23 protein-coding genes are annotated in these 22841 nt (G+C 67.7%); 10 read left to right on the top strand and 13 right to left on the bottom strand.

Annotation, left to right across the window (positions count from 1 at the left end):
• Positions 1–11: 11 nt before the first annotated feature.
• The 3 genes from U3653_RS09370 (at position 12) to U3653_RS09360 (ending at position 1315) form a co-directional block, all read left to right on the top strand.
• On the top strand, positions 12–209 hold the full coding sequence (locus U3653_RS09370; protein WP_067799146.1) for a hypothetical protein: 198 nt from the start codon (positions 12–14) through the stop codon (positions 207–209).
• 19 nt (positions 210–228) lie between these two features.
• A complete protein-coding gene (locus tag U3653_RS09365; RefSeq protein ID WP_195079216.1) occupies positions 229–513 on the top strand; it encodes a hypothetical protein in 285 nt (94 codons plus the stop codon).
• Positions 514–763: 250 nt separating this feature from the next.
• Positions 764–1315 carry a hypothetical protein gene (locus U3653_RS09360; protein WP_195079215.1) on the top strand — a complete coding sequence of 184 codons (552 nt, stop codon included), beginning with the start codon at positions 764–766 and terminating at the stop codon, positions 1313–1315.
• Between the two features lie 43 nt (positions 1316–1358).
• Here the strand turns inward: U3653_RS09360 and U3653_RS09355 are convergent, their stop codons facing one another.
• Complete coding sequence (locus U3653_RS09355) at positions 1359–4136, bottom strand: AAA domain-containing protein (RefSeq protein WP_195079214.1); 2778 nt, start codon at positions 4134–4136, stop codon at positions 1359–1361.
• Between the two features lie 159 nt (positions 4137–4295).
• Here U3653_RS09355 and U3653_RS09350 point away from each other — a divergent pair, with 159 nt between their 5' ends.
• Entirely contained in the window at positions 4296–4406 is a 111-nt protein-coding gene (locus tag U3653_RS09350) for a polymorphic toxin type 37 domain-containing protein (protein WP_323124072.1), read from the top strand.
• A complete protein-coding gene (locus U3653_RS09345) occupies positions 4403–4708 on the top strand; it encodes a hypothetical protein (RefSeq protein WP_195079213.1) in 306 nt (101 codons plus the stop codon). The genes U3653_RS09350 and U3653_RS09345 overlap by 4 nt, the downstream gene beginning before the upstream one ends.
• A 148-nt stretch (positions 4709–4856) precedes the next feature.
• On the opposite strand, the gene U3653_RS09340 is transcribed toward U3653_RS09345, so the two are convergent.
• The 12 genes from U3653_RS09340 to U3653_RS09285 all read right to left on the bottom strand — a co-directional run bounded on the left by U3653_RS09340 (position 4857) and on the right by U3653_RS09285 (position 18190).
• The gene (locus U3653_RS09340; protein ID WP_195079212.1) at positions 4857–6071 is read right to left on the bottom strand and encodes a cytochrome P450; all 1215 of its coding nucleotides are present in this window, start codon (positions 6069–6071) and stop codon (positions 4857–4859) included.
• Positions 6072–6367: 296 nt separating this feature from the next.
• The gene (locus U3653_RS09335; protein ID WP_195079211.1) at positions 6368–7519 is read right to left on the bottom strand and encodes an acyl-CoA dehydrogenase family protein; all 1152 of its coding nucleotides are present in this window, start codon (positions 7517–7519) and stop codon (positions 6368–6370) included.
• A 13-nt stretch (positions 7520–7532) separates the two neighbouring features.
• Entirely contained in the window at positions 7533–8678 is a 1146-nt protein-coding gene (locus tag U3653_RS09330) for a thiolase family protein (RefSeq protein WP_195079210.1), read from the bottom strand.
• Positions 8671–9504 (bottom strand): enoyl-CoA hydratase/isomerase family protein, encoded by an 834-nt coding sequence (locus U3653_RS09325; protein ID WP_195079209.1) that lies wholly within the window; start codon positions 9502–9504, stop codon positions 8671–8673. The genes U3653_RS09330 and U3653_RS09325 overlap by 8 nt, the downstream gene beginning before the upstream one ends.
• Entirely contained in the window at positions 9501–10727 is a 1227-nt protein-coding gene (locus U3653_RS09320) for a CaiB/BaiF CoA transferase family protein (protein WP_195079208.1), read from the bottom strand. Before U3653_RS09320 ends, U3653_RS09325 begins: the two co-directional genes overlap by 4 nt.
• The gene (locus U3653_RS09315; protein ID WP_195079207.1) at positions 10727–11491 is read right to left on the bottom strand and encodes an SDR family NAD(P)-dependent oxidoreductase; all 765 of its coding nucleotides are present in this window, start codon (positions 11489–11491) and stop codon (positions 10727–10729) included. The genes U3653_RS09320 and U3653_RS09315 overlap by 1 nt, the downstream gene beginning before the upstream one ends.
• Entirely contained in the window at positions 11491–12657 is a 1167-nt protein-coding gene (locus U3653_RS09310) for an acyl-CoA dehydrogenase family protein (protein WP_195079450.1), read from the bottom strand. Before U3653_RS09310 ends, U3653_RS09315 begins: the two co-directional genes overlap by 1 nt.
• 220 nt (positions 12658–12877) lie before the next feature.
• A complete protein-coding gene (locus U3653_RS09305) occupies positions 12878–13249 on the bottom strand; it encodes a hypothetical protein (protein ID WP_195079206.1) in 372 nt (123 codons plus the stop codon).
• On the bottom strand, positions 13246–13935 hold the full coding sequence (locus tag U3653_RS09300) for an ABC transporter ATP-binding protein (RefSeq protein WP_323124107.1): 690 nt from the start codon (positions 13933–13935) through the stop codon (positions 13246–13248). Before U3653_RS09300 ends, U3653_RS09305 begins: the two co-directional genes overlap by 4 nt.
• Before the next feature lie 65 nt (positions 13936–14000).
• On the bottom strand, positions 14001–14714 hold the full coding sequence (locus U3653_RS09295; RefSeq protein ID WP_195079204.1) for an ABC transporter ATP-binding protein: 714 nt from the start codon (positions 14712–14714) through the stop codon (positions 14001–14003).
• A complete protein-coding gene (locus tag U3653_RS09290) occupies positions 14692–16815 on the bottom strand; it encodes a branched-chain amino acid ABC transporter permease (RefSeq protein WP_195079203.1) in 2124 nt (707 codons plus the stop codon). The genes U3653_RS09295 and U3653_RS09290 overlap by 23 nt, the downstream gene beginning before the upstream one ends.
• A gap of 16 nt (positions 16816–16831) precedes the next feature.
• Positions 16832–18190 (bottom strand): ABC transporter substrate-binding protein, encoded by a 1359-nt coding sequence (locus tag U3653_RS09285; protein WP_195079449.1) that lies wholly within the window; start codon positions 18188–18190, stop codon positions 16832–16834.
• 305 nt (positions 18191–18495) lie between these two features.
• On the opposite strand from U3653_RS09285, the gene U3653_RS09280 reads away from it, so the two are divergent.
• From U3653_RS09280 to U3653_RS09260, 5 genes are read left to right on the top strand one after another with little or no spacing between them, the layout of a single operon-like run.
• On the top strand, positions 18496–19764 hold the full coding sequence (locus U3653_RS09280) for an aromatic ring-hydroxylating oxygenase subunit alpha (protein ID WP_195079202.1): 1269 nt from the start codon (positions 18496–18498) through the stop codon (positions 19762–19764).
• Complete coding sequence (locus U3653_RS09275; protein WP_195079201.1) at positions 19748–20113, top strand: hypothetical protein; 366 nt, start codon at positions 19748–19750, stop codon at positions 20111–20113. The genes U3653_RS09280 and U3653_RS09275 overlap by 17 nt, the downstream gene beginning before the upstream one ends.
• A gap of 3 nt (positions 20114–20116) precedes the next feature.
• Positions 20117–21334: a metal-dependent hydrolase family protein gene (locus U3653_RS09270; protein ID WP_323124073.1), complete on the top strand. Its 1218-nt coding sequence runs from the start codon at positions 20117–20119 to the stop codon at positions 21332–21334.
• Positions 21321–21737 carry a nuclear transport factor 2 family protein gene (locus U3653_RS09265; RefSeq protein ID WP_195079200.1) on the top strand — a complete coding sequence of 139 codons (417 nt, stop codon included), beginning with the start codon at positions 21321–21323 and terminating at the stop codon, positions 21735–21737. The genes U3653_RS09270 and U3653_RS09265 overlap by 14 nt, the downstream gene beginning before the upstream one ends.
• Complete coding sequence (locus U3653_RS09260; protein WP_195079199.1) at positions 21734–22840, top strand: acyl-CoA dehydrogenase family protein; 1107 nt, start codon at positions 21734–21736, stop codon at positions 22838–22840. The genes U3653_RS09265 and U3653_RS09260 overlap by 4 nt, the downstream gene beginning before the upstream one ends.
• The last annotated feature ends 1 nt before the right edge of the window (position 22841 follow it).

The following is a 22841-nucleotide window of genomic DNA, read 5'->3' as shown; positions in this document are numbered from 1 at the left end:
GCGGAGGACACATGACCAACCGACTGCCGCAACGCGTTCCGTTCCCCCGGCCGCGCGCCCCCTACAAGGGCGTGCCGCTGCCCGTGCTCGAGCGCTACGCGGCCGCGCTGCGGCAGTGGTCCGCCGCACCCGAACGTCCCGGAGGCGGGGTGCCGACCCCTCCCCCGCCTCCGGTGACCCTCACCGAAGCCCTGTCATGGACCGAGTGACGGTCAGAGCGCGGAGGCCGTGACCGTGCGCCGGTACTACGTCGAGGTGCACTGCTGCGGCCCGCACTGGCTCATCCACGTGCCGGATGCGTACTGCTGGACGATGGCCGGCGACAAGTCGGCAATACGCACCACCGCCCGCGAGATGATCGCGGCGACGACCGGCCACAGCGACCACTCGTTCGAGTTGGATCTCGCCGCGGGCCGGGCCCTGCGCGACGCCGAGGAGTTCGCGGCGTGCTGCCGGGAGCTGACCCGGTGGCATCCACCCGGAGAACAGGGGAAACACCCACACCTCGAGTGACTTCGATCGAGGACGGAGGTCGCGGCGATCTGAGACGCATCCGACAACTCGCGTCGCGGGTGCGGGAGTCGCCTGCTCAGTGCATGGTCGGCGACGGTGTAACCAGGGCTTCGCGGTGGTCGGATCGGGTTCCGGTGGCGGCGGATAGGATGAAACCTCAGTCATATCGGGAGTTCCCGACTGTTCTCGCAAGAGATGCGTGGAGGGGGGACATGCGGCCCATGGCTGAGTCGAACCCGAGCGGAGGAGCATGGTGGGGTTGATGGTTCGTATTGCGTCCAGTCTGCTGGCCGCCGTCGCCGGTGTCGCAGTGCTGGGCGGTTGCGGTTCGGGCAGCCCGGTGGATTCGGCGGTGGAGCCGAGCGATGCGACGCCCTCGACGACAACCTCGACGACAACCAAACCAGCAAGCTGCCCCGCCCTGTCTGCCGACCCCCTGGTTACCGAGGAATTGAAGACCGCCCTGGCAGCGACGCACCTACCGGTGGGAGCGTGTCTCAATTCTGTGAACGTGGTGGGCGATCCCCGCCGACTGGACGAAATGAGATTCCTCATCACCCTCGATGTACCCACGGCGGCAACACCGGATGACCTACGCCCGATCGCCACCGACATCGCACATGTCTGGAAAGAAAGCGAACTCGGACAGAAGACGGCCGAGCTGGATATCACCAATTGGGGATATGCCGGAGCGAAATACATGGAGTACCTCGCGGACAATCAATTCCGGACCCATCCGTGGAACGGAACGCCGACTCGCGAAGCCGAGCTGGCGATATGGACCGTCACAGCCAAGGGATGAACGTCCGGCGTGGCAGCCGGTATCGGCGGCGAATTTTCGGGTCTCAAGGCAGCCGGTCGAGGAACCTGCGCACCCGAGCGACCTCGCCGCTCCCGGTTGTCGGCAGGCGCAGCAGTCCGAAGTTGTAGCGCCGGCAGATCTCGTCCTTCACCGCGTCGCGGGCGAGCTGCGTCGGGTTCGCTTCATGGGTGCTGAAGCCGTCCACTTCGATGGCGCCGACGCTCTCGTTGGTGATCCGGTTGTAGATGACGAAATCGAACGACGATCGGCGCCGGACGAACTCACGCTGCCGAGCATCGAGCCGGTCCAGACCACGTGGGAACACGTTCTGCAGGTAGACCTGCCGGTGTGCTGCGAGGTGACCGTAGCGGGGCTCGGCGAGCACCCCCTCCAGCATGGTGAGGGCGATGTCCTCCGAAGGCCATCGGGTGCGCCCCCACCCGATATGCGGGTGCGCGCGCCGCCGCCGCGTGTAGTCGGTGTACAGCAGGTCGAAGATCGACACCACATCGCTGTCGACGACCGCGTTGTCCGGGTCCCGGTACCGGATGTAGCCGATCAGATCGCGCAGGTGTCGGCTCTCCGGCAACCCGGAATGATGGGTGACCAGGACGAACAAGCGCATCGCCCGGGATACGGCCACATTGATCAATTGAGGATCGTCGGCGAACCGCAAAGCTGCCCGGCTGCTGGGGGTGTCGTCCAACACCGTGGTCATGACGACCGCGTCCTTCTCTCGACCTTGGAAGCGATGCACTGTGTCGGACTCGATGGCCTCGATCAGAGCATCGGTCGCCTTGTTCGCCTGACGGCGATACGGAGTGGTGACCCCGACCTCGTGCGGTGGAATATCGGCGGATATCCAGGGCAGCACCTCGTGCAGGATTACATCGATCTCGCGTTGGTTGCTCCGTCCCTTCGACTTCGGGTCGTCGTCGCCGTAGGCGCGGCGCATGTGGTTGCCGGGGGCCGTACGCACCACCGTCATCGGGGCCACACCGGGCGTGCTGCGCGTATACGGAATCAGCAGACCGTCGTAGAACTTCCGATTGCAGAACTCGATGATGTCCGGATCACACCGATAGTGTTCACGCAGCATCGTCCGGGGCAACTGATCGCTGTACCGTTCGATGACCGAGGACAGAACGCTGCGCCGGTAGTCGAAGACCGGATCGGGTGCCGGCGGAGGGTCGGTGAGGTCTTTCGTGACCGGCGGTAGCTGTGCCAGGTCGCCGACCACGATGAGGTTCCGCGCACATGCCAGTGCCGGGCTCACGGTCACCAGGTCCACTTGTGATGCTTCATCGATGATCAGATAGTCCAGGAGGGTGGAGCGCCCGATGCTGTTGTGGAGCGAATGGCAAGTACTCAGGATCAGCGGGTAGTCGTGGGTGAACTGCCCGAACTGCTGTCGATACTGTGGGGTGTAGACCGTGCGGGGTATCGAGCCGTATCGGGAGCGCAGCGCGTCATGGAGCAACTGCTGGGACAGCCGCGCCTGGTCCGCCAAGAGTGCTTCGAAGTCCTTGCGCTCCAGTGTTCTGGTCAGCTGTTCGGCCCGCCGCTCGAGTTCGGCGATCTTCTTCTCGTAATACAAGCGTTGAATCCGCAGCACGACGTCGATGTCCCCGGCGTCGACGTGGCGCAGCGCCCGGTACCTGAAGTAGCGATTCATCAACTCCACCATCCGCCCCAAGCCACGGTCGCGGATCCAGCGCGGATCGGTGTCGGCGATGAAATCGAGCAGTTTGTCCGCGCTGTAGCGGCGCAGCAGTGGCAGGTCGCCGGCGTCCGGTATCTCGTGGCGGTCGAAAAACGACTGGAAATGCTGTTGTTCCAGCCGGTATGCGTGCAGTTGATGGCGTAGCCGGGCGCGCAGACGGTCCTGTTCCAGTAGCGCGGCCAGTCGCCGGTTCACCTTGGCGAGTTCATCTGCAGCGTCCGCGGCGGGTGCGGTACCGACGCGCAGCATCGCATCGACTGCCACGTTGCGTGCCGCCTGGCGGTCGAAGAACTCCTGCCGCTTTTCGACGCGTCCCAGATTGGCCGCCACCATCCCGAAGCCTTCTTTGGTCAGCTTCTCGAAAACGTTGTCGACAGCGGAGTTGCTGAAAGACACCACCCCCACGGTCGCACCAGGTCGGCAGATGACGGAGGCGATGATGTTGAGGATCGTCTGCGTCTTCCCGGTGCCAGGTGGACCATCGATCACCGAGACGGGATACCGCAATGCGTTGCGCACCGCCGTACTTTGACTGATGTTCGTGCGGAAAGGGTACACCGCCAGCGGCACCTCGCTGTCCGGGCGGGGCTCTACCGGCGCCTGCTCGAGAATCCGGGTCAACGCGCTTTCTGGATGAATGAAGCTCAGGTTCTGGTGGTTTCGGAGCAGTAGGCCGGAATCGTCGGTCAGCCGCTCAGCCACCGTCCGCCAGTAGGTCAGCACATCCTTGGAGCGGGGGGCAGTGGCGGCGTTCGGCAGTACCTGCACCCGATCCATGCTGTAGACATTCCATCCGCCCGTACCGCGGACGTGCCACCACGATCCCGCCTCCGGCGGTCCGGTGAAAACGTGCGCCTCGATCGCGTCCATCGGGACTCCGTCGACGAACAATTGCGCATACGGGCCCAGCGATACCGGCGCAGGCCGGTCGAGAATCGTCACTCGCTCCCGCCCGAATGGATAGCTCCTGGACCTGCCGAACCGCACCCATACCCGGTCCGATCGCGGATCGAACTCGGTGATCTCCAGAGTCTTGTCCTCTGGGACCCAGTCCTCCTTGCGACGGATGACGACCGCGACAACTCGCGGATCGAGCATCGAACCCCCCTTGTGCCGGCACCACAGTGCGCGGTGCTCGATTTCCACGCCGCTGCGGCCACCGCTGCTTGCTTGACGTCCCCGCAGCGCACAGACTACACGTTTCGATTGAAACATACTGTCGCTGAGCAGCATTCGGTATGACAGACGCGGATAGACGTGTGGGTACCGACCGGTCGAGGCTCGACAGCACACGGCGTCCCGCACTGGGACGTCCAAGAGAAGGAAGGTGGTTATACGAACGTGTATCCAGCCGGAAAGTCGCGATGAACGGCACAGGCACCGTGGTCATCGAAGCCACCGGCGTCACGCACTACTCGCCGCACGACGAGGCGGTGTTCTTCGGGTGGCTCGACGCGATCCCCTGCATCGAGTCGTACCGAGGACAATCGCGCACGTTGTATCTCACCGTCGATCTCGACGCCGTCGATGAAGGCGGGTTGTACGAGATCGTCGCGCTCTACCGGAGATACCACATCGACCTGAAGGAACTACGAGTCCTCAGCGCGGACCGGGTCGGCCCCTGGTTCAGCCACCCCGATCGCTGGTGGCACGAAGAAGTCCTCGGGTAGCAGCCCCATCCGGTCTTCAGACACAGGCCACGCACACGGGTAGTTGTGGATCAATTTTCGCCACGACAACCCGCTCGTGGTCGTATGTGAGCTTCAGACCGAATTGCCGGCAAACCGGACGCGGTCGGCATCACCGGCAACGCGTGCCTTACAAAGCGTTCAGTGGTGGCGACGGTGGAAAGACGACCGGCAGGGCCGCCAGTGCCCGGTGGAACGGTCCCGGCCGCCAGACGAGTTCTTCGGCCGGTATCGCCAGTTCCAGTTCCGGGAGTGCGTCGAGCAGCAGGTCGATCGCGGCCTCGACGACCACGTACGCGGGTGAGCGGGCCGGGCAGGCGTGCGGGCCGATGCTCCAGGCCAGGTGGGATCGGTTGCCGGTGAAGTCGCCGCTTCGGATGGCCGGGTCGTTGTTGCACGCGGCCAGGCTGATCAGCACCGGCTGATTGGCCGGCAGCCATGTGTCCTCCACGAGGACCGCTTGACGCGGATAGGTGGTGCAGAAGTTCGCCAGGGGCGGATCGTTGAACAGCACTTCGTCCAAGGCGTCTCGGGTGGCCAGGCTGCCGCCGAGCATGCTGCCGCCGAATCGTTCATCGGTCATCATCAGCAGCAGGGTGTTGACGATGAGGTTCTGTTGCGGTTCCACCCCGGCGCCGTAGATGGTGCTCAGGTTGTAGAGCGCTTCCTCGTCGTCGAGATTCGACGGATGGTGCACCAGCCTTGAAGAGACATCGTCGCCCGGGTGGGCTCGTTTCTGGATGATGAGTTCCAGCAGCGCCTCGGCGAGATGCTTCATCCCCCATTCGGCGTCGATCCCTTCGAACAGCGCCGCCACCCCGGCCGCCACCCGCTGACCCAACTCCGGTGTGCAGCCGACCATTCGGTTGAGCACCTGGAAAACCAGCGGGAACGCGTACTGGGTGACAAGATCGGCCTTCCCCGACTCGCAGAACGAGTTGATGAGCGGGACGGCGATACGTTCCACATCCTGGCGCAACTCGTACAGGTCTATCCCGTCGAGGGCGTACACGTGAGCGCGCCGAAAGCGTTGGTGCAGTTCACCGCTGCTGCGCAGCACCGTCGGGTTCCACTCCATCATCGGCCGCACCGGTGAGTCGGCCGGGATACTGTTCTGCCAGTTGCGTGGATCGGCCGGAAACCGTTCGGGGTCGTTGAGGATGCGCAGAGCGGCGGCGTAGCCGATCACCAGGGTGGCCGGTACGCCCGGCGACAGTTCGATGGGGACCAGCGCACCGTGGCGATCCCGCATCTCGGCATAGGCACGGTGCGGGTCGTTGGCGAATTCCTCCCCGTAGATGGCGTAGCGCGGTCCCACCCCTCCGGTGGGCTCACCCTGGATCATCGGGCACCCGCGGACGAACGCTGTCGCGGCGGCACCGGGATGTAGTGCACGGTCAAAGACGAGACTCCAATCGATGGAACAGATCCTCGCCGAGCGTTCTCACTCCTGCGGGCAGGTACGCCGATCCCGCTCGGAGAGCAGTGCTGTTCACGAACCAACTCCGCCGATGCCCACACCGCGCGGCGATGACGCGTCGAGTCATCAGCAACGATGCAGATATCAGCGCTGTGCACGGTACCGCTCTCAGGAAAGATGCACAGGCAATTTCCAGTAAACCGTTGAAAATCAAAGCAGTTTCAGGACAGGCCCAGGTCCCTGGCGACGATCATCTTCATGACCTCGCTGGTTCCCGCGTAGATGCGGGCCACGCGCGCATCGGTGTACAAGCGCGCGATCGGGTACTCCATCATGTACCCGTATCCGCCGAACAGTTGCAGGCAACGGTCAACGACGCGCGCCTGCACCTCCGTGCAGAAGAGTTTCACGCGGGCGGCGTCCGCGCCGGACAGCGTGCCCTCCACCAGTTCGAGCACCGCGCGATCGATCATGGTCTGCGCGGCTTCGACTTCCGCCGACAGGGCGGCGAGTTCGAACTTGGTGTTCTGGAACGAGGCGACCGGCGTGCCGAAGGCCTTGCGCTGCTTGGTGTATTCGACGGTCGCGTTGATCGCGGCACCCGCCTGGGCGACCGAGCCGACCGCGACGGTGAGCCGCTCCTGCGGCAGATTGTGGCCGAGGTAGCCGAACGCCGCGCCCTCGGCGCCGAGCCGATTGGCCACGGGCACCCGGACGTCGTGGAACGCCAGCTCCATCGTGTCCTGCACCTTGCAGCCCATCTTCTCCAACATGCGGCCGCGGGTGAAGCCGGGCATCCCGTCCTCCACCACCAGCAGAGTCAGCCCGGCGCGCCGGTCGTCCGGGTCGGTGGCGGTGCGCGCCACCACGATCACCAGGTCCGCGAGCAGGCCGCCGGTGATGAAGGTCTTGGCGCCGTTGAGCACATAGTCCTCGCCGTAGCGCACCGCGCTGGTCCGCATGCCCGCCAGATCTGAACCGGTGCCGGGCTCGGTCATGGCGATCGCGGTGAGCAGTTGCCCCGACGCGAGTCCGGGAAACCACCGATCCCGTTGCGCGGCATCGGCGTACTCCAGGAAGTACGGCAGGATGACGTCGAGCTGGGTGCGCACGGTGCCGAGCGTGACCAGGGCTCGCGCCGCCTCCTCTTGCAGGATCACGTTGTACCGGTAGTCACGGATCCCGGCTCCGCCGTGGTCCTCGGGCAACGCGAAGCCGAGCAGCCCGAGTCGGCCCATCTCGGCGAAGATCTCGCGGGGCATCCTGCCGTTCTTCTCCCACTCGGCATAGTTCGGCGCGATCCGCTTGTCGACGAATTCCCGGACCAGCTCCCGGAACGCCTCGTGGTCGGTGGTGAACAGCTCTCGTCGCACGGCGCTCCTCCGTTCAGGACATCAGTTCGACGACGGTGGCGTTGGCGGTGCCGCCGCCCTCGCACATGGTCTGCAAGCCGTAGCGGATTCCGCTGTCCCGCATGTGGTGCAGCATGCGGGTCATCAGCACCGCTCCCGACGCGCCCAGCGGATGCCCGAGCGCGATCGCTCCGCCCAGCGGATTCATCAGCGCCTCCTCGGCGCCGGTCTCGGCGAGCCAGGCGAGCGGAACGGGTGCGAACGCCTCGTTCACCTCGAAGACGCCGATGTCTGCGAGCGCCAGACCCGCTTTGCGCAGCACCTTCTCGGTCGCGGGGATCGGGCCGGTGAGCATCAGCACCGGATCGGAACCGGCCACGGCGCCGGCGTGGTAGCGGGCCAACGGCGTCAGGCCCAGCTCCCGCGCCTTCCGCGGCGTGGTCACCAGCAGTGCGGCCGCACCGTCGGAGATCTGGGAAGCGTTGCCAGCGTGGATCACACCGTCGTCCTGGAAGGCGGGCTTCAGCCCGGCGAGCTTCGCCGCGGTGGTGCCCCGCCGTATCCCCTCGTCGGCGCGCACCACGCCCGACTCGGTGGTGACGGAGACGATCTGGTCGGCGAACGCGCCCGCGTCCTGGGCGGCGGCGGCGAGTTCGTGCGAGCGCGCGGCGTACTCGTCGAGCCGCGTGCGACCGAAACCCCACTTCCGCGCGATCAACTCGGCGGAGATGCCCTGGTTGAAGGCGAAATCCTGGTAGCGGGCCAATGCCTTCGGCCCATAGGGGGCTCCGGATGCCTTGGCCGCGTTCAACGGCACCCGGCTCATCACTTCCACGCCCCCGGCAACTACGATGTCCTGCTGTCCGGAGAGCACGGCTTGCGCGGCGAAATCCAGCGCTTGCTGGCTGGACCCGCAGGCCCGGTTGACCGTCGTGCCCGGGATGCTCTCCGGCCAGCCCGCCGCCAGCACGGCGTAGCGGCCGATGTTGCTGGACTGGTCGCCGACCTGGGAGACACAGCCCCAGATCACGTCGTCGATCAGTGCCGGGTCGATGCCGCAGCGCTCGGCCAGCGCGGTGAGCACCAGCGCGGACAGATCGGCCGGATGCGCCCCGGACAGTCCCCCGTTGCGTTTGCCGACGGCGGTGCGGACCGCCGCGGCTATGACTACCTCACGCATCTCGTCTCCCCTTCTCGGAATTCTCGGCGGCGCGGATCGGTGGCCGCCGAACCGTCCAGTGGCCGGTGAACCGCGGCTCACGCCGTTCGGCGAAGGCCGCGAACGCCTCGGGGACGTCCGCGGTGGCGAAGTTCAAGCCCTGCGCCCTCGCCTCGGCAGCGAGCGCTTCGCGGAGTGCCGAAACCGCGCCTTCGTGCAGCAGCGCCTTGGTCTGAGCCAGCGCCACCGGCGGTCCGGCCGCCAGCCGCGCACCCAGATCCGCGACGAATCCGTCGATCTCGTTCCCCGCTACGACCCAGGTCACCAGCCCGAGTTCCCGTGCCTGCGCCGCGTCGATCGTCTCGGCCAGCAGCGCCAGCCGTTTGGCCCGCTGCATGCCGATCAGCCGGGGCAGCAGCCAGGAGCCGCCGAGATCCGGCGACAGGCCGCGGCGGGCGAAGATCTGCGCGAACGTCGATTCCGGGGTGGCCACCACCAGGTCGCAGCCCAGCGCCAGATTCCAGCCCGCGCCGACCGCGACCCCGGCGACCTTCGCGACGGTGGGCAGCGGAAGCTCGTGCAGCAGCATCGCGACGTCGGTGAGGGCGCGCATCCGGTAGACCGGGTGCGCGTTGTCCGGAGTGGAGATGTCCGCGCCGGAACAGAACGCGCCGCCCGCGCCCGTGAGCACCAAGGCGCGAACGGTGCGGTCGGCCGCGGCGGCGCGCAGCGCGTCGGCCAGCGCGGCCCAGAGTTCGGCGTCGATCGCGTTCTTGCGATGCGGCCGGTTCAGCGTCAGCGTGCGCACGCCGTCGAGATCCTCCCGCAGCAGCACCGGCCCGGTCATCGGCGCGGCCCGATCGTTCCCGAGTCGCGCAGCGCCTCGATATCCGCTGCGGTGCAGCCGAGTTCGCGAAGCACCGCGTCGGTGTGCGCGCCGAGACCCGGCACCGGTCCCATCGGTGGCTCGAAACCCGCGAGGATCGCGGGTGGCAGCAGGGACGGGATCGGGCCTGCGGGGGTCTCGATGTCGCGCCAACGGCCGCGCTCGGTGAGCTGCGGATGGCCGAGCACTTCGCTCGGGCGGTGAAAGCAAGAGTTGCCGATCCCGGCGTCGTCGGCGATCTTCTGGATCCGCGCCAAGTCGTGACGCAGACACCACGCGGCAATCGCCGCGTCGATCTCGGCGCGGTGGCGCACGCGCCCGGGATTGGTGCGGAATCGTTCGTCGGCGGCGAGATCCGGGCGGTTCAAAATCTCGGTCGCCAAACGCTGCCACTCCCGGTCGTTGGTGGTGCCAAGCACCACTGTTCGCCCGTCGGCGGTGGCGTAGGCGCCGTAGGGCGCCACGGCCGGTGAACTCATACCGAGCGGCTGCTGATCCACCCCGGCGTGCCGCGCGTAGGTCAGGTGATAGCCCATCAGCTCGGCCATGGTGTCGAACAGGCTCACCGCGATCGTGTTGCCGTTGGCCGCGCCCCTGGCCCGCCCGCACAGCGCGGCCAGGATCGACAGCGCCGCGTACAGACCGGTGGTGACGTCGGCGACCGGCGGACCGGGTTTGGCCGGGGCGTCCGCGGTTCCGGTCACCGCGCAGACGCCCGATTCGGCTTGCACGAGCAGGTCGTAGGCGCGTTTGTGCGACAGCGGCCCGCCCGCGCCGAAACCGTCGATCTCCACCGCGATCAGATCCGGATGACGTGCGGCCAGATCCGCGGGCGCGAGGCCGAGGCGCGCGGTGGCGCCGGGCGCGAGGTTGGACACCAGCACGTCGGCCCGGCCCAGCAGGCGGTGCAGCAACTTTACGCCCGCGGGCGTTTTCAGGTCGAGGGTGACCGATTCCTTGCCGCGGTTGACCCAGACGAAGTGGGCGGCCTGCCCGTGCACCACGTCGTCGTAGTACCGGGCGAAATCGCCGCCGTCGGGGTGCTCCACCTTGATCACCCGTGCGCCGAAATCGGCGAGGGTGCGGGTGCACATCGGTGCGGACACCGCCTGTTCCAGGGCGATCACCGTGATACCGGCCAGTGGCCCACCGGACGACTCGACGCCCTGCGCGAGGTCCGCCATCAGATCACCGTGCCGCCGTCCACCGGCAGCACCTGGCCGGTGACGAAGGAGGCGGCGTCGGAGGCGAGGAAGACGAACGCGCCCGCGACTTCCTCCGGTTCGGCCCAGCGCCGCAACAGGATTCGGTTGAGCATCTGTTCGGAGAACCGCTCGTCGGTGCGGATGGTGTGGGTCATCGGCGTCGCCGCCAGCGGGGCCAACGCGTTGACCAGGATGTTTTTGCGCGCCAGCTCTTTCGCCAGTGATTTGGTGATGCCGATGATCGCGGCTTTGGCGGCCGAGTAGTTCACCTGGCCGAGCGTGCCGACGATGCCGGCGGCGGAGGTGACGTTGATGATGCGCCCCGTGCCGTCGGTGGGCAGGAACGGCAACGCGGCCTGCGAGCAGTTGATCGTGCCGAGCGCGTGGATGTCGAACAGCCGCCGCACCGATTCCGCTGTGGTGTCGGCGAACATCGCGGGCGCGGTGACCCCGGCGTTGTTCACGACGATGTGCAGCACGCCGCCGGCGAGCCCGGCGGCCTGCTCGGCGGCCGCCGCGGCGGAATCCCGGTCGGAGACGTCCAGGGCGCACGCGGCAGCGACGCCGCCGTCCGCGACGATCTTCTCCGCGACCGCGGCGGCCGCCTCGCCGTTGAGATCGGTGACCAGCACGGCCGCCCCCGCGGTGGCCAGCGCTTGCGCCACCGCCGACCCGATACCGCCCGCCGCGCCGGTGACCAGCGCAGAACGCTCAGTCAAGTCGAACAATGTCTGCTGCGGCATCAGTAGCTCCTCGGCAATCCCAGGGCATGCGAACCCAGGTAGTTCAAGATCATTTCTTGGCTCACGGGGGCGATGCGCATCACGCGCGCCTCCCGGAAGTAGCGGGCCACGTGATATTCCTCGGCGTAACCCATGCCGCCGTGCGTCTGCAGCGCCCGGTCGGCGGCGGTGAATCCGGCGTCGGCGCACAGGTATTTCGCCGTGTTCGCCTCGCGTCCACAGGATTTGCCGTTGTCGTAGCGCCAGGTGGCCTTGCGCAGCATCAGCTCGGCGGCGTCCAGCCGGGCCAGCGAATCGGCCAGCGGGAACTGGATGCCCTGGTTCATGCCGATCGGCCGGTCGAAGACCACGCGTTCCCGCGCGTATCGCACCGCCCGGTCCAGCGCCACCCGGCCGAGGCCGAGGGCTTCGGCGGCGATGAGCATGCGCTCGGGATTCAGTCCGTCCAGCAGGTACCGGAACCCCTCGCCCTCTTCCCCGACCCGGTCCTCCACCGGGATACGCAGGTCGTCGATGAACAGCTCGTTGGAGGTGACGGCGTTGCGGCCCATCTTGGCGATCGGACGGATGTCGACGTGCGCGCGATCGAGATCGGTGAGGAACAAGGTCATGCCGTCGGTCTTCTTGGTGACGTCCTGGTAGGAACTGGTCCGAGTGAGCAGCAGGATCTTTCGCGACTCCTGCGCTTTGGAGATCCACACCTTGCGGCCGTTCACCACGTAGTGGTCGCCGTCGCGGCGGGCGAAGGTCGTGATGCGCGGGGTGTCCAGTCCCGCACCGGGTTCGGTGACGCCGAAGCACACGTGCAGCTCGCCGTTCGCGACGCGCGGCAGGGTGCGGCGTTTCAATCCCTCGGAGCCGTGCACCACCACGGGATGCATGCCGAAGATCGACATGTGGATGGAACTGGCCGCGTTCATCCCGCCGCCGGAGCGCGACACCTCCTCGGCCAGCAGGGTGGCCTCGGTGATGCCGAGGCCGTGGCCGCCGTACTCCTCGGGGATGGTGATGCCGAGCCACCCGCCGCCCGCGATGGCGTCGTAGAACTCGGTGGGGAATTCGTGCGCCTGGTCCTTCGCCATCCAGTACTGGTCGTCGAACTTGCGGCACAACTCGGCCACCGATGTGCGGATCAGCTCCTGATCCTCGGTGAGCTCGAAATTCATGCCCTCGTCGTTGGCGTCACCAGACACTTCCGCACCTCCACTTCTCGTATCGCGGCTCGCTCACCGCACGCCGGTGCGGAAGGTCGATCCAGCCCTCCCGCACCGGCGGCATCCGACGGGCGACCGCTCGGTACCGCGCGTAAGGCCCTCCGTCTCCCCAGTCGAGGCGGACGACGCGCGAGCCGATCCCCGTCCCTCGGCGCGGCGGGCGCACCGAGGCTCATCGGGGCGCCGAGGCCGCCCCGTCGTAGCGCAACTCGGGGCCGAGCACCCGATTGCCGAGTTCATCCAGGTCGTAGGACTGGCGCGCCAGCCAGAAGCGCAGGAAGTTGGTCAGCGAATAGCGCAGGAACAGCGCCGAACCCACCACGCTGGCCGCCACACCACCGAGGGCCAGCGTGATGGCGTCGCGCTGGGTGAGCGCGTCGGTCGTGCCGTGCGAGAGGAAATACGCCAGCACCGCCACCAGCGGCCCGGCCACCATGAGGGTGACGCCGGTGCGCAGCCACAATCCGGAGCGGCCCACCGCCGGATCGGGGATCTTCAGTTGCTGCAGTTCGCGGACGAAACGCTCCGCGCGGGATTCGGTCATGGGGGACTTCCTAGGTAGAGGGCTGCCAATTCGTTGCGGATTGCGCTGTCGGGGTGTCCTCGCCGCACCACCCGGCCGCGCACCAGGACCGCCGCGTGATCGGCGATATCCAGCACGGCGGCCGCGAACTGCTCGACCACCAGCACCGCGACTCCCTGACGGGCGATCTCGGCGACCTCGTCGTAGAGCCTGCCGACGACCAGCGGGGCCAGACCCATGGACAGTTCGTCGAGCAGCAGCACGGCCGGATCGGTCGCAAGGCCGCGAGCCAGCGCCAGCATCTGCTGTTCGCCGCCGGACATGGTGCCCGCGATCTGGCCCGCGCGTTTGCCGAGGATCGGGAAGCGGCTGAAGGCGATCTCCTCGATCTCCTCCCGCGACCGCCCGGTGAAGGTCATCATCAGCAGGTTGTCGCGCACGGTGAGATTCGGGAACACGCCACGACCCTCGGGGATCAGGCAGACGCCCGCGCGGGCCAGGTCGCGCGGGGCGGCTCCGGTCACGTCGCGCCCGCCGAGCAGCAGCCGCCCCGCCGCGACCGGGTGGATGCCCGCGATCACCTTCAGCGCGGTGGTCTTGCCCGCGCCGTTGGGTCCGAGCAGTGCCACCACCTGTCCGGCCGCGACCTCCAGATCGACGCCGTGCAGCACGGTGATGGCGGCGTAGGCGGCGCGCACCTCGCGCATGGCGAGCAGCTGGGCGGGAGCGGACGACGTTGTCTGCGTTGTTGTCTCGAGTGCACTCCGCACGCTCATACGTCCCCCAGATAGGCCGCGAGGACGGTCTCGTCGGCGCGGATCACCGCGGGCGGACCCGAGGCGATCACCTTGCCGAGATCCAGCACGAACACCTCGTCGCAGACGTTCATCACCAAGCCCATGTCGTGTTCGACGAGCAGCACCGCGGCGCCGTCGTCGGCCAGCGAGCGCAACAGTTCACCGAACCGCTCGGTCTCGGTGGGGTCCTGCCCCGCGGCCGGCTCGTCGAGCAGGATCAGGCTGGGCCGCGCCGCGATGGCGCGCCCCACTTCCACCAGACGGCCGGTGCCGGTGGGCAGTTCGTCGGCGCAGGCGTCGGCGATCTCGTGCAGGCCGAGCCGGTCGATGATCTCGGCGACGATCCTGGCGGCGTGCCTGCGCTGCGGGCCGAGTTCGGCGGCGACCAGCAGGTTGTCGCGCACGCTCAGCCTGCCGAACAGCTCGAGCCGCTGGAAGGTGCGGGCCAGGCCGTGCCGGGCCCGGCGAGCCGGGCCGAGCCGGGTGACGTCGGCGCCGTCGATCGCCACGCGTCCCTTCGTCGGCTTGCGCAGGCCGCAGATCACGTCGAACAACGTGCTCTTGCCCGCGCCGTTGGGGCCGATCAACCCGGTCACCGCGCCGCGTTCGGCGCGCAATCCGGCGCCGTCGAGCGCGCGGTTGCCGCCGAAGACGACGGTGACATCGTCAACTTCCAGTAGCGACGGCACGGTCGAGCACCTCCTCGTCTCCGGAACTCCACGGTCGTCGCAGGCCCCACCACTCCACCGGAGTCCGGGCCGGATCCGGTGCGGGCCGCGTCCGCACGCCGTGCCCGACGCGCGCCGCGACGGCGGCCACCACCACGCCGAGGGTGAAGCCCCAGCCGTCGACGACGTCGATCAGCCGCAGGCCCCACAGCCCCAGGATCACCAGCACCAGCAGCGGTGCGACGATCCGGTCGCGCAGCAGCGGCAGCCAGTCCGCGCGCATCGTCGCGATCGCCCCGTCCTTCAGCACGCCACCGCCGAAGGCGATACCGCCGAGCGCGGGCAGCACCTGCGCCAGATTCTGCAGGCCCGGCCACAGCACGGGGATCACGTTCAACGGTCCGGCGAAGACCGCGCCGGTGAACAGGCCCGCCCCGACCGCGCCGAGACCGGCGATGGTCACGATCAAGAAGATCGGCAATCCGGCCACCAGATTGAACTGTTCCGGCGCGACGGCCTGCACCTGCATGCCGTACAGCGCGCCGCCGAGCCCGGCGATGGCCGCGGCCAGCGCGAAGACCAGCACCCGCGCCGCGAGCAGGCTGCCGCCGAGCGTGGCGTAGGCGGCCTCGCTGTCCCGCAAGGCGATCAACCGACGTCCGAAACGGCTGCGCCGCAACAACACCACCGTCAAGCCCGCCACGGCAAGGCACACGGCGGCGAAGACGGTCACCTTCGCGGTGGTATCCAGTTCCAACCCGAACAGATTCGGCCCGACCAGCGATACCGAGCCCTGGTCGAACAGCGCGATCCGCACGCCGAGGATCTCGAAGGAGGGCAGGGTGAAAATCCAGCGATCCAGGATGACCGCGAACGCCGCCGTCGCCAGCGCCAGGTACACCCCCGACAGCCGCAGCGCCGGCACCGCGACCACCGCCCCCACCACTGCGGCGATGCCCATCGCGGCGAGCAGTGCCCACCACTGACCGTCCGGTCCCAGATGCGCGTAGGCCACCGCGCCCACGCCGGCCAGGCTGAGCTGGCACAGCGAGATCTGACCGGCGAAACCGAGCAGCGGCACGTAGGACAGTGCGATCACGCCCCATGCGAACATCGCGCCGTAGGTGATCAGATCGGATTCGGTGAGCATGGTCGCGAGCATCAGGCCGAGCACGATCACCGCGACGGCGAACGCCACCGAACCGCGGAGCGACGGCAGCGGCACCGGGCTGAGCTTGCGGTCCCGGCCACGCAACCGGCCGTGCGGAAAGACCAGCAGCGCCACGAACAACAACAGCGCGGGCGCCGCCAGCCGCAGGCCGGGCAGATAGTCGTTCTGCGGGAGATACCCGGTGAGGTAGCTCTCCAGCAGACCGACCACCACCGCGCCCGCGAACGTCATGGGCAGGTTGCGCAGCCGCCCGAAGATGGCCGCGGTGTAGGCGCTGACGATCAGCAGCGACAGCTGCCCGGCATCCAGCGCCACGGTCGGCGCGATGAGGATGCCGCCGATCGCGGCCAGCTCGATGCCGAGCATCCAGGCGATCCGGTTCGCCCGCCGTGGATCGGCGCCGGTCAGACCGACCAGTGCGCGATCGTCCACGGTGGCCCGCATCTCGGCGCCGATCCTGGTGCGATACAGCAGGATGCGCAGCCCGGCGGCGACCGCCACCGCCACCGCCATGGTGAGGGCTTGATGCCAGGTGAGGATGACCGCGCCGAGGTCGATGGGTGGCTTGTCGGCGAAAAACCTGGTCAGCGAACGTGATTCGTTCGGATTCCAGATCCAGCGCGCCAGCACGATGAGGCCGCTGAGCAGGGCGATGGTCATCACCAGCCTCTCGGCGTCGCCGAGCCCCTGGGTCGGCGCCAGCGCCTTGCCGAACAGCAAGCCGAACAGCGGCGCGAAGACCAGCAGCACCGCGACGATCGCCACCGTCGCGGGCCAGCCCCAACCGATGGTGAGCTGCCAGTAGACGAACGCCGAGATCATTCCCGCCGCGCCGTGCGCGAAATTGAACACGCCGGTGGTGGTGTAGGTGAGCACCAGGCCGCTGCCGATCACGGCATAGATCGCCGCGGTGCTGAGGCCGACGATCCCGAAGGCGATGAACTGCTCCATCAGCGCGAATGCTCCGTCACTTCAGGTCGCTCATGCTCTTGCCGACGTCGGCGAGGGTCAGCGGCTTGCCGAAATCCCGGGTGTACTCGTACGGGGTGAAGCCGCAGCGGAATACGCCGTTGTTCGGCTTGAAATCCGCCGTCTTCCACCCGTCCGGCGTGGCCTGCTGGACGTTGAAGCATCGAGTCTGCTCCGACAGCGGCCGGGACAGATCGACCGGAGCCTGCAGGCCGCCGCCGGTCCACGCCGTCTCCTGATGCGCGGCGTTGTACACACACGCGCGGGTGAGATCGTCACCGCAACCGGTCGCCGACTTGGCGAACAGCAACCACGACTGGAAGGCGCGCAGCACCTGGAAGGTGATGGGACTGCTAGGCGCGTACTGCTCGAACAGATCCTTCAGCTGCTGCACCGCGGGCACCTGCGCGGCCGCGTCCAGCGGGGCGGTGCCGCTCAGGTCGGCGTAGTTGTTCTGCGCGGCCAGCGAGTTCTTCGTGACGTCGAGGAACGACTGGTTGTAGGAGTTGGCGTTGGCGTCGATCCAGTCCAGCTCGTAGTTCATGCTGGTGAGCACGTCCTGCAGTTTGGCGAGGTAGCGGTACTCGCCGAAGAAGATCAGGCCTTTGACGCCGGCGGCCTTGATCGCCTGCGCGTACGGCGTCCAGTCCGAGACGCCCGCGAGCGGATACAGGTCGTTGTAGACGATCTTCGCGCCCGCCGCCGTCAGCGATTCGGTCATCTTCTCGCCCATGACCTTGGTGATCGGTGAATCGCCGTTGATCATCCCGATCGCGCCGGCCGAATCGGGGTAGGCCTCCTTGATCAGCCAGTCCTGGAAACCGGTGTACGGGTTGACCGATTCCGAGGCCGACGAACCGCCGCCCAACTGCAGGTCGGAGCCGGTGTTCGCGGTCTGGGTGACCTGGGCGGGGAACTCGGGCAGCAAGCAGGACAGCCGGTCCTTCACGCCGAGCCCGTCCAGCGCCGCGCTGCCGCCGACGAGCGCGAAGTCCTCCCGGCAGGACTCCAGCATGCGCTGGCGCACCTCCATGAGCTTGGTGTCGCGCAAGTTGGTCACGAGCTTGCGGCCGTTGATGCCGCCTGCCGCGTTGCACCAAGAGGTGAACACCTTCGCGGCGTCGACCAGATCGGGATTCTTCGTGAAGCCGATGTCGGAGAAGACCCCGACTTCGATCTCGGTCGCCGTGACCCCCTGGGCGGAGGCGGTTTTGGCGCTCCCGGGCCGGCAGACGCCGGTCAGGTTGCCGAAGTTGCCGGAGGCGGCCGGGCCGGAACCCTCGTCGGCGCCGCGCCCACCGCCGTCACGCCCACACCCGGCCACCAAGAGCGCGATCGCCATCACGGCAACGATCATTCGCTGCGGTTTCACCGTAGTTCCTCCTCTGTGGGCCGCCCGGCACGCGATCGGTGGTCCTCGCCGAGGTCTCGCCCGTTGCTCTCCGATGAGCAGCACGTGCTCCGAGGGCACGCTCGCTGCCAGGGAAACTATCTTCTCAGATTCGGATAATCAATATCTACTCTTTGGAGAGCGAGATCCGGCAGCGGGCGGGGCCGCCGGTGGCGCCACGGCGCCCGATCAGCGTTGACAGTGTCGCAGCCGCATGGAAATCTACTAGTTGATTTTGAGAATGATATTCTCATTCGGAGGTAAGGAGGCGCATGTCACACTTCACCAAACCTGCCGCGGGAAGCTGGACGCAGAACTATCCCGAGCTGGGCACCGAGCCGGTCGACTACACCGACTCCATCGACCCCGCCTTCTACGAGGACGAGCGTCAGGCGATCTTCCGCAAGAACTGGCTCAACGTCGGCCGGGTGAACCGGCTGCCCCGGGTGGGCAACTACTTCACCAAGGAACTCGCCTGCGTCGGCACCTCGCTGATCGTCGTCAAGGACAACGACGGCGTGGTGCGCGCGTTCCACAACATCTGCCGTCATCGTGGCAACAAGCTGGTCTGGGACGACTACCCGGGCGAGGAGACCGCGGGTACCTGCCGCCAGTTCACTTGCAAGTACCACGCCTGGCGCTACAGCCTGAAAGGCGAGCTGACCTTCGTCCAGCAGGAGAAGGAGTTCTTCGACCTCGACAAGGACGAATTCGGGTTGAAGCCGGTGCGCTGCGAGGTGTGGGAGGGCTTCATCTTCGTCAATCTCGACGACAACGCCAAGCCGCTCACCGAATACCTGGGTCCGCTGGCCAAGGGTCTCGAGGGGTACCCGTTCGACCGGATGACCGAGGTCTTCAGCTACCGGGCCGAGATCGGCAGCAACTGGAAACTGTTCATCGACGCGTTCGCCGAGTTCTACCACGCGCCCGTGCTGCACCAGAAGCAAGCGGTCAAGGACGAGGCCGACAAGCTCTACGGCGTCGGTTACGAAGCCCTGCACTACGAAATAGCCGCCCCGCACTCGATGATCTCGTCCTGGGGCGGGATGGCCCCGCCGAAGGACCCGACGATGGTCAAGCCGATCGAGCGCGAACTGCGCAGCGGTCTGTTCGGTCCATGGGACCGGCCCGACATCGAGGGTCTGGAGCCGCTGCCGGAAGGCATCAACCCGGCCCGCCACCGGGCTTGGGGCGTAGACGAATTCGAGTTCTTCCCGAACTTCTCGCTGCTGTTCTGGGCGCCGGGCTGGTACCTGACCTATCACTACTGGCCGACCGCAGTGGACCGGCACATCTTCGAGGCGAGCCTGTATTTCGTGCCCGCCGCCGACGCCAGGCAGCGGCTGGCCCAGGAACTGGCCGCGGTGACCTTCAAGGAGTACGCGCTGCAGGACGCGAACACCCTGGAGGCGACCCAGACCATGATCGCCACCCGCGAGGTCACCGAGTTCCCGCTCAACGACCAGGAGATCCTGCTCCGTCACCTGCACAAGACCGCTCAGAAGATCGTCGAGGAGTACCGCGATGGCCGCGCCCACTGACCAGCCGACCGACCGTGCCCGCACCGCCCCGCTGCCCGCCGAGTTCGCCGACCTGGCGCAATTCTCGGACTGGATACTGGCCACCGAGCCGGAACGCTACGCCAAGCGCCTCGCCTCCTCCATGGACGAGATGCAGCGGCTGTACGACACGGTGTTCCCGCGCCTGCGATCCGCCCTTGACCACATCGACAAGTCCGACTGGAACGACCTGCCCGACGAGGCGCGCAACCTGTTCCACCTGTTGCAGTCGCTGGTGATGGTGTCGTTCCCGGTGGAGGTGTGGAAGCAGCCGCGGGTGCCGGATTCCGGCGCGGCGTATCTGGATATCGTCCGCGAGCCGGTGGTCTGACCCGTGGCGACGCTGACACTGAAGGCCGCCGGTCTGCTCGACCTCGATACCGGCGCGATCGTCCGGCCCGGCGTCCTGCGCATCGAGGACGACCGGATCGCCGGTGTCGGCGGCGCCGTCACGGGCGAGGTCGTCGATCTCGGTGATCTCGTCCTGCTGCCCGGCCTGATGGACATGGAAGTGAACCTGCTCATGGGCGGGCGCGGGGAGACCGGCCTGGCTTCGAGCGTCAAGGATGATCCGGCGCTGCGGGTGCTGCGCGCGGTGGGCAATGCCCGCCGGACCCTGCGCGCCGGTTTCACCACCGTCCGCAATCTCGGCCTGTTCGTGAAGACCGGCGGCTATCTGCTGGACGTGGCGCTGGGCAAGGCGATCGACGCGGGCTGGATCGAGGGCCCGCGCATCGTGCCCGCCGGGCACGCGATCACGCCGACCGGCGGGCATCTGGACCCGACCATGTTCTCCGCCTTCGCCCCCGACGTGCTGGAACTGACCCTCGAGGAGGGCATCGCCAACGGCGTGGACGAAGTGCGCAAGGCGGTGCGGTACCAGATCAAGCACGGCGCGCAGCTGATCAAGATCTGTGTCTCCGGCGGCGTCATGTCGCTGACCGGAGCGCCCGGCGCGCAACATTATTCGGACGAGGAGCTGCACGCGATCGTCGACGAGGCGCACCGGCGCGGCCTCAAGGTGGCCGCGCACACGCACGGAGCCGACGCGGTCAAGCACGCGGTGCTGGCCGGCATCGACTGCATCGAGCACGGCTTCCTCATCGACGACGAGGCGATCGATCTGATGGTGGAGCACGGCACCTGGCTGGTGCCGACCACCCGGCTGGCCGACGCGATGGACGTGTCGAAGGCCGATCCCGCCCTCCAGGCCAAGGCGGCCGAGATGTTCCCCAAAGCCCGCACCTCGGTGCTGGCCGCCTACAAGGCGGGCGTGAAGATCGCCGTGGGCACCGACGCGCCCGCGATTCCGCACGGGCGCAACGCCGACGAACTCGCGGCGCTGGTGGAGCGGGGGCTGCCGCCGCTGGAAGTGCTGCGCGCCGCGACGGTGGCCTCGGCCGAACTGGTCGGTGTCGACGACCGCGGACGGCTGGCGGAGGGGTTGCTGGCCGACGTCATCGGCGTTCCCGGCGACCCGGTGCGGGACATCGCCGTCACCCGCGACGTGCGATTCGTGATGAAAGGCGGAAAGATCCATGTCCAGAAGTGACGACCTGCTAGAGATCCAGCAGGTGCTGGCGCGATACGCGGTGACCATCACCAAGGGCGACATCGAAGGCCTGCTGGCGGTCTTCACGCCGGACGGCACCTACAGCGCCTTCGGCGACACCTACACCCTCGACCTGTTCCCGGAGTTGGTCGCGGCCGCGCCGAAGGGCCTGTTCCTCACCGCCACACCGGTGCTCGACATCGACGGCGACACCGCCACCGGCACCCAACCGCTGTGCTTCGTCGAGCACAGCACGCACGACATGCGCATCGGGTACTACACCGACACGCTCGTGCGCACCGCGCAGGGGTGGCGGTTGCGCACGCGCAGGATGACGTTCATCCGCCGCAACGGCGATCACGACTCCGGGATTCCGCACGCGTTCGAGCGTTCCAAGGCATGAGCGGCCACCCGAATCACGAGGTCGCCACGTTCCGGTCGAATCTGCGCGCCTGGCTGGAGGTCAACGACCTGACTCCCGGCCGGGATCACTCGCTGGACGGGCAGGTGGAACAACTGCTGCGGGTGCGGCGCGCTCTGTACGACGCGGACTGGATGCGCTACGGCTGGCCCGCCGCGGTGCGCGGCCTGGGCGGTCCCGCCGCGCTGCGCGCGGTGCTCGGCGAGGAGATCGCCTCCCGCGACCTGGCCGAACCCGGCATCTATTCGATGATCGAAGTGCTCGCGCCGACCGTGATCTCCTACGCCCGGCCGGAATTGGCCGCGGCGACGGTGCCGCTGCTGCTGTCCGGCCGCGAGCAGTGGTGCCAGGGGTTCTCCGAACCCGGGTCGGGCAGCGACCTGGCCTCGCTCGCCACCAAGGCGACGCGGCGGGGTGACGACTGGGTCGTCAGCGGACAGAAGGTCTGGACCAGTCTGGCGCAGTATGCCGCGCGCTGCGTGCTGCTCACCCGCACCGGGCCCGGTCACGACGGCATCACCGCTTTCTTCGTGGACATGGACTCCCCCGGCGTCAGCGTCCGTCCGTTGCGGACCATGCACGGCGTGGACGAGTTCGCCGAGGTCTTCTTCGACGAAGTGGTGGTGCCGGGGAATCGCATGCTGGGCGAGCCCGGCGACGGGTGGCGGGTGGCGATGGATCTGCTGCCCCACGAACGCTCCACCTGCTTCTGGCATCGCATCGCCTACCTGTTCAGGCGGCTGGACCACGTGCTCGCACAGACCTCGATCGCCGAGGACGCCGAACTGGGCGCCGCGTATCTGGCGTTGCACACGGCGCGGTGCCGCTCCCACGCGACGCAGCGGCGCCTGGCCGGCGGCGCCCGGCTCGGCGCGGAGACCTCGATCGACAAGGTGCTGCTGGCCACCGCCGAGCAACGGTTGTTCGACACCGCGCGCGAGGTGCTGCCCGGTGCCGTGGAACTCGCCGATTCGCCGTGGCGCACCGAGTTCCTCTACTCCCGCGCGGCCACGATCTACGGCGGCACCGCCGAGATCCAGCGCAATATCATCGCCCGCCGCCTGCTGGACCTGGGAAAGGAGTGAG

It is taken from the genome of Nocardia implantans, from assembly GCF_035544775.1.
GTDB classification, from domain to species: domain Bacteria; phylum Actinomycetota; class Actinomycetes; order Mycobacteriales; family Mycobacteriaceae; genus Nocardia; species Nocardia implantans.
Note: the sequence above shows the minus strand (reverse complement) of the source record. Positions and strands in the feature narration are given on the sequence as shown.

What these genes read in the sequence shown, in the direction of transcription:
- U3653_RS09300 (WP_323124107.1), bottom strand. Translation starts at nt 13,935, where the DNA reads ATGCGCGAGGTGCGCGCCGCCTACGCCGCCATCACCGTGCTGCACGGC.
- U3653_RS09320 (WP_195079208.1), bottom strand. Translation starts at nt 10,727, where the DNA reads ATGGCGGACCTCGCGCAGGGCGTCGAGTCGTCCGGTGGGCCACTGGCC.
- U3653_RS09325 (WP_195079209.1), bottom strand. Translation starts at nt 9,504, where the DNA reads ATGACCGGGCCGGTGCTGCTGCGGGAGGATCTCGACGGCGTGCGCACG.
- U3653_RS09280 (WP_195079202.1), top strand. Translation starts at nt 18,496, where the DNA reads ATGTCACACTTCACCAAACCTGCCGCGGGAAGCTGGACGCAGAACTAT.
- U3653_RS09305 (WP_195079206.1), bottom strand. Translation starts at nt 13,249, where the DNA reads ATGACCGAATCCCGCGCGGAGCGTTTCGTCCGCGAACTGCAGCAACTG.
- U3653_RS09310 (WP_195079450.1), bottom strand. Translation starts at nt 12,657, where the DNA reads ATGAATTTCGAGCTCACCGAGGATCAGGAGCTGATCCGCACATCGGTG.
- U3653_RS09260 (WP_195079199.1), top strand. Translation starts at nt 21,734, where the DNA reads ATGAGCGGCCACCCGAATCACGAGGTCGCCACGTTCCGGTCGAATCTG.
- U3653_RS09265 (WP_195079200.1), top strand. Translation starts at nt 21,321, where the DNA reads ATGTCCAGAAGTGACGACCTGCTAGAGATCCAGCAGGTGCTGGCGCGA.
- U3653_RS09285 (WP_195079449.1), bottom strand. Translation starts at nt 18,190, where the DNA reads ATGATCGTTGCCGTGATGGCGATCGCGCTCTTGGTGGCCGGGTGTGGG.
- U3653_RS09340 (WP_195079212.1), bottom strand. Translation starts at nt 6,071, where the DNA reads ATGATCCAGGGTGAGCCCACCGGAGGGGTGGGACCGCGCTACGCCATC.
- U3653_RS09330 (WP_195079210.1), bottom strand. Translation starts at nt 8,678, where the DNA reads ATGCGTGAGGTAGTCATAGCCGCGGCGGTCCGCACCGCCGTCGGCAAA.
- U3653_RS09275 (WP_195079201.1), top strand. Translation starts at nt 19,748, where the DNA reads ATGGCCGCGCCCACTGACCAGCCGACCGACCGTGCCCGCACCGCCCCG.
- U3653_RS09355 (WP_195079214.1), bottom strand. Translation starts at nt 4,136, where the DNA reads ATGCTCGATCCGCGAGTTGTCGCGGTCGTCATCCGTCGCAAGGAGGAC.
- U3653_RS09290 (WP_195079203.1), bottom strand. Translation starts at nt 16,815, where the DNA reads ATGGAGCAGTTCATCGCCTTCGGGATCGTCGGCCTCAGCACCGCGGCG.
- U3653_RS09360 (WP_195079215.1), top strand. Translation starts at nt 764, where the DNA reads ATGGTGGGGTTGATGGTTCGTATTGCGTCCAGTCTGCTGGCCGCCGTC.
- U3653_RS09370 (WP_067799146.1), top strand. Translation starts at nt 12, where the DNA reads ATGACCAACCGACTGCCGCAACGCGTTCCGTTCCCCCGGCCGCGCGCC.
- U3653_RS09345 (WP_195079213.1), top strand. Translation starts at nt 4,403, where the DNA reads ATGAACGGCACAGGCACCGTGGTCATCGAAGCCACCGGCGTCACGCAC.
- U3653_RS09315 (WP_195079207.1), bottom strand. Translation starts at nt 11,491, where the DNA reads ATGCCGCAGCAGACATTGTTCGACTTGACTGAGCGTTCTGCGCTGGTC.